This window comes from Azospirillum sp. A26, assembly GCF_042604635.1.
Taxonomy (GTDB): Bacteria; Pseudomonadota; Alphaproteobacteria; order Azospirillales; family Azospirillaceae; genus Azospirillum; species Azospirillum palustre.
Genome location: NZ_CP170476.1, coordinates 845692 through 858535, shown reverse-complemented (window position 1 = coordinate 858535; position 12844 = coordinate 845692). Strand labels below are relative to the sequence as shown.

The window sequence follows — 12844 nt, the reverse complement described above, 5'->3', positions numbered from 1 at the left end:
TTGAACCGACCAACAACCCCGGCCGGCGCATTGGCGCTTCCGGCCGGTGCCGGCAGCCCCCCGGTCCGTCGCGGCCCCGCGGTTTCAATGTCCCCCAACCGCCCGCCGCCGGCCGGCCCCGCCGTTTGGAGCCTTTCCGATGAACGAAAGCGGCATGATCGACAGCGGCGTCCCCGCCGGCAGCCCCGACAGCGATACAGCCCGGAGCGGCGCGTGCGCGCCGTCCCGGCTTTTCGAAATGCTGGACGGCGCGCCCGACGACGCAACCATGGTGGTGGGACAGCAAGGGCCCGTCACCTACGGCCGGATGCGCGCCGAGTCCGCCCGGCTCGCCGCGCGGCTGAAGGATCTCGGCCTGCGGCGCGGCGACCGGCTGGCGCTCTGGCTGCCCAACATCCCGGAATGGCTGACCACGGCGCTCGCCTGTTCGCGTCTCGGTGTCGCCGTGGTGCCGATGAATGTGCGGCTGGGCGCCCATGAGGTCGCCTTCCTGCTGTCGCGCGCCCGCTGCCGGGCGGTGGTGCTCGCCCCCGGCTACCGCAACGGCGCCTGCGCCGACGTTCTGCGCGCCGTCGATCCCGCCGAGCGCGCGGCCCTTGATCTGGTGGTGACGCTGGGCGAGGCCGAGGCGGCGCCGCTCGACGGCGTGCGCCAGACCCGGTTCGCCGACCTGATCGCGGAATCGCCGCTCCCCTTGCCGGAGGTCGCCGACGGTCGGCCGGAGGATGTCAGTCTGATCCTCGCCACCTCCGGCACCACCAGCGCGCCCAAGCTGGTTCAGCACACGCAGGAACGCAACACCCGCCATGCCGGGGACGCCGCCGCTGCGGTCGGGCTGACCGGGCCGGGGACCAGCCTGCTGCTCGGAATCCCGATGTGCGGCGCCTTCGGATACACGCTGGCGATCACCACCATCCGGGCGCAGCGCCCGCTGGTCCTGATGGAAGCCTTCGTGCCGGAGGATGCCGCCCGCCTGCTGGTGGAACATGGCATCACCCACATGCTCGGCACCGACGACATGCTCGACAAGATCCTGTCGGTGGTGCCGGAGGGCAAGCCCTTCCCGGATCTGCGCATGTTCGGCCATGCCAATTTCACGCCGGCCCTGACCGCCATCCTGCCGCCCAAGTCGGAGGCGCACGGCGTGCTGCTGCGCGGCTTCTTCGGCATGACGGAGACGCTGGCCATGTTCGCCGCCCAGCCCGCCGACGCCCCCCTGGAGCGCCGCGCCCAGGGCGGCGGCCGGCCGGTCTGCCCCACCGCCGACCTGCGGGTGCGCGACCCGGACAGCGGCGCCCTGCTGCCGGACGGCGAGATCGGCGAGGTGGAGGTGCGGACCCCCAACGCCATGATCGGCTATCTCGACAACCCGCAGGCGACGGCCGCGGTCTTTACAGAGGACGGCTATCTGCGGACCGGCGACTACGGGTACCGGCTGGCCGATGGCGGGATGATCTTCGTCTCGCGCATCAAGGACGTGCTGCGCATCGCAGGCTATCTGGTCAGCCCGACCGAGATCGAAGAGGTCATCCTGGCGCTGCCCGGCGTCACCGTCTGCCAGACCGTCGCCGCCAGCTGCCCGGCCGGCGTCCGTCCCATCGCCTTCGTCGTCATGGAGCCGGGCACGGCGCTCGACGAGGCGGCAGCGCTGGCCGCCTGCCGGGCTCAACTCGCCGTCTACAAGGTGCCGGCGCGCATCTTCGCGATAGAGGCCATGCCGGTCACCGACGGGCCGAACGGCGCCAAGGTCAAGAAGAACGTCCTGCGCGACATGGCGACGGCCTGGATGACCCCATCCGGCGAAACCGCCACAGCGTGAACCGCCCACGCCCCGCCACCGGACGAAACACCCACAATCGGGAGGAGAAGGCCTTGGGCCAGAGCGCGCTGTTCACGCCGTACACCATGCGCGGCGTCACGCTGAAGAACCGGATCGTGGTCGCCCCGATGTGGCAGTATTGCGGGGTGGACGGCTTTCCCACCGACTGGCACCTGATGAATCTCGGCCGCTTCGCCGCCGGCGGGGCCGGGCTGGTCTTTCAGGAGGGGACCACGGTGGAGCGGCGCGGCTGCGGCACCGTCGGCGATCTCGGCCTGTGGGACGACCGCTTCGTCGAGCCGCTGCGGCGCATCGTCGGCTTCGTCAAATCCTGCGGCGCCGTTCCCGGCATCCAGCTCATGCATGCCGGCCGCAAGGCGCGCCAGCGCTTTCCCTGGGACGGGCGCGGCGCCCTGCCGCGCGACCCGCAGATCGCCGACTGGGACGATTGGGACGTGGTGGCGCCCAGCGCCATTCCGCAGGACGAGGGTTATCCGATGCCGCGCGAGATGACGCGCCGGGACATCGACGACTGCGTCGAGGCGTGGGGCGCCGCCGCGGCACGGGCCGACCGCGCCGGCTATGAGGTGATGGAACTGCATGCCGCGCACGGCTATCTGATCCACGAGTTCCTGTCGCCCGCCTCCAACCGGCGGACGGACGGCTACGGCGGCTCCTTCGAAAACCGGATCCGCTTCGCGGTCGAGGTGGTGCAGCGGGTTCGCTCCTCCTGGCCGGAGCACAAGCCGCTGGTCCTGCGCGTCTCCACCGAGGATGACGGCGGCTGGGAGGTCGAGGACAGCGTGGCGCTCGCCCGCATCCTGAAGCCGCTGGGGGTGGATGCCTTCGACTGCTCGTCGGGTGGCATCTCCGGCGCCTCGCCCATCGAGACGCGGATTTCGCTCGCCTACGGCTATCAGGTCGGCTTCGCCGAGCGGGTGCGCCGCGAGGCCGGACTGCCGACCATGGCGGTCGGCCTGATCATCCATGCCGATCAGGCCGAGGCCATCGTCCGCGACGGCTGCGCCGATCTGGTCGCCGTCGCCCGCGAGCTGCTCTACAACCCGAACTGGCCGCTCGACGCCGCGCAGAAGCTTGGGGTCGACCCCGCCTTTACGCTGGCTCCGGTGCAGCACAGCCATTTCCTGCACCGCCGGTCGGTGTCCGGCTTCACCGGCTCGCTCTCCACCTGGGGGCCGGGGATGGGCGCCGGGGCCGCCGATACCCCATTGCCCGATCCTCCATTGTCCTGATCGAGGATCGGGCCTCCTTCCCGCAGAACCGGAAGGAGGCCCGGCTTCGTTCAGCTCTTCACGTGGCAGTCCGGGCTGATCGGCCCGAAGGCCTCCTCCGCCGGCACGATCTTCACCAGATCGACGACGTCGAGCGGACCCGTCATGGCGTCGCGCGCCTTCGCCCTCATCACATACATGTCGTACATGACCCGGCCGTCGGCGCGGATCCAACCCTTGCCGGTAACCGGATCCTCGACGGGGATCTTCTGCATCTCGGCGATGACCTTCGCCGAGCCGGTGGTCCCCGCCGCCTTCACCGCCTTCAGGTAATGCAGCACGCTGGAATAGGTCGCCGCCTGGCTCTGCGACGGCAGGACGCCGCGCTGGTCCATGAAGCGCTTGGCCCAGGCCGTCGCCTGGGCGTCGCGGTTCCAGTAGAAGCTGGAGGTGTAGACCAGTCCCTTGACCGCCGCATCCTCCAGCGCCTTGATCTGGGTGGTGTCGAAATAGAGCCCGACGATCTTCATGCCGCTTTCGCGGATGCCGAACTCGTTGGCCTGCTTCAGCGCGGTCAGCGTGTCGGCGCCGGTGTTCGACAGCGCCAGCACCTTGGCGCCGGAGCTTTGCGCCTGGAGCAGGAAGGACGAGAAATCGGCGGTGTTGAAGGGATGGCGGGCGACGCCGGCGATTGTGGCCCCCTTGGCCTTCAGCACCTCGACCGCCGCCGCCTCCAGCGACTTGCCGCCCGAATAGTCGACGGTCAGCATGAACCAGGATTTCTCGGTTTCCGACACCACGGACGCCGTGGTGCCGGCGATGGCATGCGCGGTCGCCGTCCACAGGATGCCGGTCGGCGAACAGTCGGCGCCGACCAGCGAATCCGCCGTGCCGCCGGCGATGACGTCGACCTTGCCGCGCTCGCGGGCGATGGCGCGAACCGCCAGCGCGACGGCGGAATTGGACATCCCGGTGATCATGTCCACCCCGCCGCGGTCGTACCATTCGCGCGCCTGGGTGCTGGCGATCTCCGGCTTGTTCTGGTGGTCGGAGGCGAGCAGCCTGACCGGCTTGCCGAGCACGCTGCCGCCGAAATCGTCGATGGCCATCTGGGCGGCGACCACCTTGCCCTTGCCCGACAGGTCGGCGGTCGGACCCGACAGATCGTCGAGCAGGCCGATGACGACCGCATCCTCGGCCGCCTCGGCGCTTCCGCTCCCAACCGCCAGCAGGCCGCAGACAGTGGCGGTGGCGGTAACGGCGGTAGCCTTGGCGAACAACGCTCGCTTGGTCATGTCCCTGTTTCCTCCCCTGGATCGTTTCCGGACGGGTGCCAGCCGGTGTGAAGCAGGATCTTGCCCCGGTGGCGGCCCTCATGCATGTAGCGGTGGGCGTCGGCGGCGGCCGACAGCGCGAAGCCGCGGTCGAGCACGGCACGCAGGCCGCCGTCGGCGACATGCGGCCACAGCGCGGCCCTGACCCCGGCGACGATGGCCGCCTTGTCGGCGGTGCTGCGTCCGCGCAGGGTCGAACCGGTGATGGTCAGCCGCTTGGTCATCACCGGACGCAAATCCGCGCAGATGCGCGACCCGGCGATGAAGGAGATGTGGACGAGGCGTCCGCCGACGGCCAGCGCCTCGATGTTGCGCTCCAGATAGTCGCCGCCGACCATGTCGAGGATCACGTCCACCCCGCGTCCGCCGGTGGCGTCCTTGACGGCGCGGACGAAATCCTCGTTGCGGTGGTCGATGGCGCGGTCGGCGCCGAGTTCGCTGCACAGGGCGAGCTTGTCGGGGCTGCCGGCGGTGGCGAACACCGAGGCGGCGCCCAGCAGGCGGGCGGCCTGGATGGCGATGCTGCCGATCCCGCTGGCCCCGCCATGGATCAGCACGCCGTCGCCGGAGCGCAGGGCTCCCCGCTCGACCAGATTGGTCCAGACCGTGCAGAGCGCCTCGGGCAGCGCCGCAGCCGTCGCCAGATCCAGCCCGTCGGGAACCGGAAGGCATTGCGCCGCCGGGGCGGCGCAGAACCCGGCATAGCCACCGCCGGCCACCAGCGCGCAGACGCGGTCGCCCGGCACAAATCCCTCCACCCCGCCGCCGCAGGCCGCCACCAGCCCCGACACCTCCAGACCCGGCAGGTCGGAGGCACCGGGCGGCGGCGGATAGAGCCCCTGCCTTTGCAGCAGGTCGCCCCGGTTCAGTCCGGCGGCGACCACCCGGATCAGAACCTCGCCATCGGCCGGCACGGGGATCGGCCGTTCCGTCAGGCGCAGCACCTCCGGCCCGCCGGGCTGTTCGATCTCGACGGCCGCCATCCGGCCGCCCGGCGGATCGGCCGCGGAACCGCCAGAAGTGAAACCGGCAAATCCGGTCACCGGCCCGTCCCCGGGAAGGTCGCGGCGTGCCGGTGAATCACCGGCGGGCGGCCGTCAGGCTCCTTGAAGGCGATGGAGGTGCCGCCGCAGACGAACAGCACCTGTCCCGTCACGAAGCGCGCGGCGTCGCTGGTGAAGAAGGACACCGCATGGGCGATGTCGTCCGGCGTGCCGATGAAGCCGACCGGCACGCCGTGCATCAGCTTCTCGGTCATCGGATGGCCGGGCGGATTGGCGGCATCGAACAGCGACGTCCGCACCGGTCCGGGCGCCACCACATTGACGGTGATGCCGTCGCTTCCCAGTTCCAGCGCCCAGGTGCGGACCAGACCGGACAGCGCCGCCTTGCTGGCGGCATAGGCGGTGCGCCCCTCCTTGCCCAGCGCGGCACGGCTGCCGATGGCGACGATGCGCCCGACCCCCTGGCGGCGCATCGACGGCAGCAGCACCTGCGTCAGCGCGACGAACGCCCCGACATTGACGGCATAGACCCGCGCAAGTTCGGCGACCGACAGTTCGGCTCCCGGCGCCAGCGGGGCGATGGCCGCGTTATGGACGAAGCGCGTCACCGGCCGGTCGCCGACCGCTTCAGCCAGCGCCGCCGCCGAGGCGTCCGGGTCGGCAAGGTCCAGCGGCACATGGCCGGCATGGAAATCATGCTCCGGCGGGGTGCGCGACGCCACGATCACCTGAAAGCCGTCCTCGGTCAGCCGGCGGGCGATACCCGCGCCGATGTTCCGGTTGCCGCCGGTGACGACCGCCCATTCCGTCATGATCGATATCCCGTTGAAGAGGGTTTGAGATGGCCCGGCGTCACTTCGGCAGGCGGGCCAGCAGCTCGCCGATGATGCCGCGGCGGAAGACCAGCACGCAGACGACGAAGATGCAGCCGATCACCACCGGCACCGGCAGGCTGGTCGCGGCGAGGTAGCTTTCCAAGGTCACCACCAGCCCGGCCCCCACCACCGGACCGAACAAAGTGCCCATGCCGCCCAAGAGCGTCATCAGCACCACCGCGCCCGACATCTGCCACGTCACGTCGGTCAGGCTGGCGAGCTGGAACACCAAAGCCTTGGTCCCGCCGGCAAGCCCTGCCAGCGAGGCCGACAGCACGAAGGCCACCAGCTTGTAGCGGTCGGTGCGGTAGCCGAGCGACACCGCGCGCGGCTCGTTCTCGCGGATCGCCTTCAGCACCTGGCCGAAGGGCGAGTGCACGGTGCGCCAGATCAGGGCGAAGCCGGCGACGAAGATCGCCAGCACGGTGTAGTACATGGTCAGCGGCTGGTTGAGGTCGAACAGTCCGAACAGGGTGCCGCGCGGCACGCCCTGGATGCCGTCCTCGCCATGGGTGAAGGGCAGTTGCAACGCCAGGAAGAACACCATCTGGCTCAGCGCCAGCGTGATCATGGCGAAATAGATGCCCTGGCGGCGGATGGCGATCAGGCCGAAGACCAGACCCAGACCGGCCGCGACGAGCACGCCCGCCAGCATCGCCAGTTCCGGCGGCAACGCCCAGACCTTGGCGGCATGCGCCGTGACATAGGCCGCCGAGCCGAAGAAGGCGGCATGGCCGAAGCTCATCAGCCCGGCGAAGCCGATCAGCAGGTTGAAGGCGCAGGCGAACAGCGCGAAGCACAGCACCTTCATGAGAAACACGGGATACAGCAGGAAGGGTGCCGCCAGGGCCAGCAGCAGGCCGCCGCCGATCAGCAACGCCCGGCGCGACGCCGTCCCGATACCCGCCCGCGGCAGTGCCTGGGTTTGCATGGTCATGGCTTATCTCTCCCGTCCGAACAGACCGGCCGGCTTCACCATCAGCACCACGGCCATGATCACGAACACCACGATGTTGGAGGCCTCCGGGTAGAAGACCTTGGCCAGCCCCTCCAGCAGCCCCAGACCCAGCCCGGTGACGATGGCGCCGAGGATCGAGCCCATGCCGCCGATCACCACCACCGCGAACACCACGATGATCAGGTTCGACCCCATCAGCGGCGACACCTGATAGATCGGCGCCGCCAGCACGCCTGCCAGACCGGCCAGCGCCACGCCGAAACCGTAGGTCAGCGACACCATCACCGGAACGTTGATGCCGAAGGCCTGCACCAGCGTCGGGTTCTCCGTCGCCGCCCGCAGATAGGCGCCCAGCTTGGTCCGCTCGATGGCGAACCAGGTGCCCAGGCACACCAGCAGCGACGCCGCCACCACCCAGCCGCGGTAGGTCGGCAGATACATGAAGCCGAGGTTGGTGCCGCCCTTCAGCAGGTCGGGGATCGGGTAAGGCTGCCCCGACACGCCATACTGGTGGCGGAAGGCGCCCTCGAAGATCAGCGCCAGCCCGAAGGTCAGCAGCAGGCCATAGAGGTGGTCGACCTTGTAGAGCCGGCGCAGCATGGTGCGCTCCAGCACCAGCCCGACCGCCCCGACCGCCAGCGGCGCCAGCACCAGCGCCCCCCAATAGCCGATGCCGAGGTAGGTCAGCAGCAGCCACGCCACGAAGGCGCCGACCATGTACAAGGCGCCATGCGCCATGTTGACGACATTGAGCATCCCGAAGATCACCGCCAGCCCCAGGCTGAGCAGCGCATAGAAGGAGCCGTTGATCAGGCCGAGCAGAAGCTGGCCGAACAGGGCTTGCGGCGGAATGCCGAACAGGTGCGACATCGGACGGTCCTCTCCCGCTCACACGCCGAGATAGGTGTGCAGCTTGTCCATGTTGGCGTGGAGCTGGTCGTTGGGGATCATGTCCACCACATGGCCTTCCTCCATCACGTAATGGCGGTCGGCGATGGTGGCGGCGAAGCGGAAATTCTGCTCCACCAGCACGATGGTGAAGCCGCGCTGTTTCAGGGCGCGCACCGCGACGCCGATCTGCTCGATGATGACCGGAGCCAGCCCTTCGGTCGGCTCGTCCAGCAGGATCAACGTGGCACCGGTGCGCAGGATGCGGGCAATGGCCAGCATCTGCTGCTCGCCGCCCGACAGCCGCGTGCCCTGCGTCGAGCCGCGGCCCTTCAGGTTGGGGAACAGCTCATGGATCTGCGGGACCGTCATCCCGCCCTCCCTGACCACCGGCGGCAGCGTCAGGTTCTCGTCCACGCTGAGGCTTGAGAAGATGCCGCGCTCCTCCGGCACATAGCCGATGCCGAGGCGCGGGATTTTGTGCTGCGCCATGCCGATCAACTGCTGCCCCTGGAAGCGGATCGAGCCGGTGCGCTTGCCCATGATGCCCATGATGGCGCGCATGGTCGAGGTCTTGCCGGCGCCGTTGCGGCCCAGCAGCGTCACCACCTCGCCCTGCCGCACCTCCAGGCTGACGCCGTGCAGCACATGGCTCTCGCCGTAGAAGCCGTGCAGGTCGGCGATCTCCAGCATGGCCGTCTTGGTGTTCATCCCGTCAGGCATGTCCGGTCCCCCCCGTGCCCATATATGCTTCCATCACCTGCGGGTTCTTCGAGACGACCTCGTACGGCCCCTCCGCCAGGATCTCGCCGCGGCGGAGCACGGTGATGGTGTCCGACAGGTGGGCGACGACCGACAGGTTGTGCTCCACCATCAGCACGGTACGGTCGGCGGCGACGCGCTTGATCAGGGCGGCGGTGCCCTCGATGTCCTCATGGCCCATGCCGGCCAGCGGTTCGTCGAGCAGCATCACCTCCGGGTCGAGCGCCAGGGTGGTGGCGATCTCCAGCGCGCGCTTGCGGCCATAGGGCAGCTCGGCCGCCAGATGGCCGGCCCAGGGGGTGAGGTTGACCGCCTCGATCAGCTCCAAAGCCCGGTCGTGCAGGTCGTGGAGCGACGATTCGGACTTCCAGAAATGGAAGCTGGTGCCGAGCGGCCGCTGGAGCGCGACGCGGACATTCTCCAGCACGCTGAGGTGCGGGAAGACGGCGGAGATCTGGAAGGAGCGGACCAGCCCCATCAGCGCGATGTCGGCCGGCTTGGTGCGGGTGATGTCGCGGCCCTTGTAGAGGATCTGGCCGCGGGTGGGGGTGAGGAACTTGGTCAGCAGGTTGAACACTGTGCTCTTGCCGGCGCCGTTCGGGCCGATCAGCGCGTGGATGGTGCCGCGGCGAACCTGAAGGTTCACATCCCGAACCGCCACGAAGCCCTTGAACTCCTTCGTCAGACCACGCGCTTCCAGGATGATGTCGATCACGACGGGGTTCTCCCCATGATGATGAGGCTGAAATCGAAGAGCCGGGGTGCGGACCAAAACCGGTCTGCCTTCCGGGGCCGGTGACGCATCGGTGCCTGATAAGGCTTTGGCCCGAAAGTTCTTGGAGAGCTGCCGGAACATCACGGCGCAGAGTGCCGGACGAAGCGCTGGCACATTTCAAACATCGGCAACGCGGCAAACTGTCCGCAAGACAAACCATAGGCAAGGCGGACCAGCCTTGCAACAAGAATCATTCACTGATGATTTTTATGTGCGCTCGTCCTGGACGGTACGCGGAAGCGGCTGGAGCACGCTCACCAGAAATCTCTTCAGGAGGGTGAGCTGCGGTGCGAAATCCACGGCCGGCCCCTCCTGGATCTTGCGCAGGGCGAAGCCGCGCAGCGTGTCCAGCACCATGCGGCGCAGTCGAACCACGGTCGCCGTGTCGGCGGGGGAGTCGGCGAACAGCCGCACCCATTCGAGGTCGCGCGCTTCCGTCACCTTGCCCAGCTGGGTGCGGATGCTCTGGTGCAGCCAGTCGTTGAAGCGTTCGTAAAGGCGGATTTCGAGGGCTGCGACGTAATCGTCGCTGCCGAAGACCTCCCAATGCTGGTTGACCACCCGCTCCACCCGCTCGGCGATGGGGAGACCCACGAATTCCGCCAGATTCATCTCCTTGTCCATCCAGTCTGTGATTTCCTGGATGGCTGCGAAGTAGATCTCCTCCTTGCCGGCGAAGTGATATTGCAGCGCGCCACGCGACACCCCGGCCCGGTCGGCGATGTCCGGCGTGGTGACGCTGGCATAGCCGCGCTCGCGCAGCAGATCGATGGTTGCCCGCACCAGCTTGCGGCGCGTCGCGTTGCTCCGCTCCTGCTGGGGCTTGCGCTTGGCCTTGCGCCCCTCTTCCTCGCCGGTTTCCACCGTCTCGTCCTGGATCACCCGCGCCATGCCCCACCGTCTCCCTTCTGCCCGGACGTCCCCGGCGCCAGCCGGCATCAGGTGAACAGGCCCGGCAGGTCGTCCGTTCACAACCGTGGGGATGCTAGCACACTTCGCAGAAGACCGTTGACGACAAAAAAAGTCGTGTGTGATTGTATTTGTCCGGGCTTTGGCCTTTGCCGCCCCGCTCCCTTTCCGGCCTACAGCCCCCGGCGCCACGAATCCGCGCCGCGGCCCGGCCCGACGCCGCGACCGAACGCCATGGACATGATTGGACGCCACGATGGACCCCGCATTCCCCACTCTGTTTTCCCCCGGCCGCCTGCGCGGACTCGTGCTGCCGAACCGGCTGGTGATGGCGCCGATGGAATCCAACATGGCGGCCCCGGACGGCTCGGTGTCGGACGAGATGCTCGCCTACTACACCGCCCGCGCCGCCGGCGGGGTGGGAATGGTGATCGTCGAATATGCCTGCGTCGACCGTCCGCTCGGGCTGGGCGGGTCGCCGCAGCTCGGCATCGACGATGACAGCCTCATCGCCGGCCACCGGCGGCTGACCGCCGCCATCGCCGCCGCGGGCGCGCGCTCCTGCCTCCAGCTGTTCCATGCCGGGCGCCAGACCCTGCGCCGCTTCACCGGCGGACAGGCTCCGGTCGCCGCCTCGGCCATCGCCTGCCGCGTCTATCGCGAGGAGCCGCGTGAGATCGCCGTGCCGGAGATCGGGGATCTGACCGCAAAATTCGGCCGTGCCGCTGCCCGCGCCGTGGCCGCCGGCTACGATGCCGTCGAGATCCACGGCGCCCACGGCTACCTGATCGGCGGCTTTCTGTCGGGCGCCAGCAACCGGCGGACGGATGCGTATGGCGGAACACTGGAGAAACGGCTGCGCTTCCCGCTGGCGGTGGTCTCGGCCGTCCGGACGGCGGCCGGCGAGGCGCCGGTGATCTTCCGCCTGTCCGCCGAGGAGTTCGTGGAGGGCGGCACCACCCTGGACGAGGCGGTGCGGATGGCGCCGGAGCTCGTCGCCGCCGGGGCCGACGCGCTGCACGTGTCGACTGGAACGGCGGAACGGATGGACTGCAACGTCGATCCGGTCTCGTCCCCCCAGGGATGGCGCATCCCGCTGGCCCGCCGGCTGCGGGAGGTCGCCGGCGTTCCCGTGCTGACCGTCGGCGTCATCCGCCAGCCCGACGTGGCGGAGCGCGCCGTCGCCGACGGGTCGGCGGATTTCGTGGCGCTCGGCCGCGCCCTGCTGGCCGACCCGCAATGGCCGGAGAAGGCCAGGCGCGGCGCGGTGGAGGACATCCGCCCCTGCACCTCCTGCAACTGGTGCGTCGACCAGCTTCTCGCCCACAAGCGGCTGGGCTGCGCCGAGAATCCGCGCACCGGGCGCGAGACCGAGCCGGCGATCCTGCGCAGCGGCGCCGGCCGCACCGCCGCGGTCGTCGGCGGCGGACCGGGCGGGATGACGGCGGCCCTGCTTCTCCAGGATGCCGGCTTCCGCGTCACCCTGTTCGAGAAGGCGGACAGGCTCGGTCTCGGGCTGGTCGCCTCGGCGACGCCGCCGGGCAAGGACAAGTTCTTCTGGTACCGCGACTATCTGGTCCGGCGGCTGGAAGCCTCCGGGGTGGAGGTCCGGCTCGGCTGCGAAGCCGGACCGGACGACATCCTCGCCCTGCGGCCGGCGCTCGCCATCGTCGCCACCGGGGCGTCCAACCGTGCGCTCCCGGTGGCCGGCAGCGGGTCGGTCCCGGTCGGCTACGCCCATGACCTGCTGACGGGGCAGGAGCCGCTTGCCGCCGGTCCGGCGGCGGAGAAGCCGGTGGTCATCGTCGGCAGCGGCGAGACGGGGTGCGAATGCGCGGAGTATGTCGCGGAATCCGGCCGCGACGTCCTTCTGGTCAGCCGCTCGCCGGAACGGCGGCTGGCGCGCCGCGCGCAATATGTCTATCGCCGCCAGCTGATCGCGAGGCTGGAGGGCAACCCGCGCATCCGCATCGAGACCGGCATGGAACTCGCCGCGGTCGGCGGCGGGGAGGTCGTGCTGCGCGACCGCGACGGCGCCGACCACCGCCGCCCGGCCGCGCAGGTCCTGCTGGCGCTGGGCCGGATGCCGGAGACCGGACTGGCCGCCGCACTGGGCGCCGCCGGAGTGCCGACCCATGTGATCGGCGACAGCCGGGAGGTCGGCCGCATCGGCGATGCCGTCCACGACGCCTATGCGGCGGTGCGCCTCGCCACCCGCACCGTTGCCGGGGACACGGATGCGGCCGAGCCGGTCACCGCCCTGGCCTGCTGACCGGCCGCCGGATTCT

The 12844-nt window shown here is 69.6% G+C and carries 11 protein-coding genes; 3 read left to right on the top strand and 8 right to left on the bottom strand.

Features of this window, described 5'->3' with window-relative positions; translation table 11 throughout:
• Nucleotides 1–139 precede the first annotated feature (139 nt).
• Together ABNQ39_RS34825 and ABNQ39_RS34820 are read left to right on the top strand one after the other, a co-directional pair.
• Nucleotides 140–1819: an AMP-binding protein gene (locus ABNQ39_RS34825; RefSeq protein ID WP_376966680.1), complete on the top strand. Its 1680-nt coding sequence runs from the start codon at nt 140–142 to the stop codon at nt 1817–1819.
• Nucleotides 1820–1872: 53 nt separating this feature from the next.
• On the top strand, nt 1873–3072 hold the full coding sequence (locus ABNQ39_RS34820) for an NADH:flavin oxidoreductase/NADH oxidase (RefSeq protein WP_376966678.1): 1200 nt from the start codon (nt 1873–1875) through the stop codon (nt 3070–3072).
• A gap of 50 nt (nt 3073–3122) precedes the next feature.
• Here the strand turns inward: ABNQ39_RS34820 and ABNQ39_RS34815 are convergent, their stop codons facing one another.
• The 8 genes from ABNQ39_RS34815 to ABNQ39_RS34780 all read right to left on the bottom strand — a co-directional run bounded on the left by ABNQ39_RS34815 (nt 3123) and on the right by ABNQ39_RS34780 (nt 10538).
• On the bottom strand, nt 3123–4346 hold the full coding sequence (locus tag ABNQ39_RS34815) for an ABC transporter substrate-binding protein (protein WP_376966676.1): 1224 nt from the start codon (nt 4344–4346) through the stop codon (nt 3123–3125).
• Nucleotides 4343–5428, bottom strand: a complete 1086-nt coding sequence (locus ABNQ39_RS34810) for an NAD(P)H-quinone oxidoreductase (RefSeq protein WP_376967122.1) — start codon at nt 5426–5428, stop codon at nt 4343–4345. Before ABNQ39_RS34810 ends, ABNQ39_RS34815 begins: the two co-directional genes overlap by 4 nt.
• Complete coding sequence (locus ABNQ39_RS34805; RefSeq protein WP_376966674.1) at nt 5425–6201, bottom strand: SDR family NAD(P)-dependent oxidoreductase; 777 nt, start codon at nt 6199–6201, stop codon at nt 5425–5427. The genes ABNQ39_RS34810 and ABNQ39_RS34805 overlap by 4 nt, the downstream gene beginning before the upstream one ends.
• A gap of 40 nt (nt 6202–6241) precedes the next feature.
• Entirely contained in the window at nt 6242–7195 is a 954-nt protein-coding gene (locus ABNQ39_RS34800; RefSeq protein ID WP_428846427.1) for a branched-chain amino acid ABC transporter permease, read from the bottom strand.
• A gap of 9 nt (nt 7196–7204) precedes the next feature.
• Nucleotides 7205–8092, bottom strand: coding sequence for a branched-chain amino acid ABC transporter permease (locus tag ABNQ39_RS34795; protein WP_376966670.1), 888 nt, complete (start codon nt 8090–8092; stop codon nt 7205–7207).
• 18 nt (nt 8093–8110) lie between these two features.
• Nucleotides 8111–8833, bottom strand: a complete 723-nt coding sequence (locus tag ABNQ39_RS34790; protein ID WP_376967120.1) for an ABC transporter ATP-binding protein — start codon at nt 8831–8833, stop codon at nt 8111–8113.
• A complete protein-coding gene (locus ABNQ39_RS34785) occupies nt 8826–9587 on the bottom strand; it encodes an ABC transporter ATP-binding protein (protein ID WP_376967118.1) in 762 nt (253 codons plus the stop codon). The genes ABNQ39_RS34790 and ABNQ39_RS34785 overlap by 8 nt, the downstream gene beginning before the upstream one ends.
• Before the next feature lie 267 nt (nt 9588–9854).
• Nucleotides 9855–10538: a TetR/AcrR family transcriptional regulator gene (locus ABNQ39_RS34780; protein WP_376967116.1), complete on the bottom strand. Its 684-nt coding sequence runs from the start codon at nt 10536–10538 to the stop codon at nt 9855–9857.
• A 274-nt stretch (nt 10539–10812) separates the two neighbouring features.
• Between ABNQ39_RS34780 and ABNQ39_RS34775 the strand changes: the two genes are divergently transcribed.
• Nucleotides 10813–12828 (top strand): FAD-dependent oxidoreductase, encoded by a 2016-nt coding sequence (locus ABNQ39_RS34775; protein ID WP_376967114.1) that lies wholly within the window; start codon nt 10813–10815, stop codon nt 12826–12828.
• Nucleotides 12829–12844: the final 16 nt, after the last annotated feature.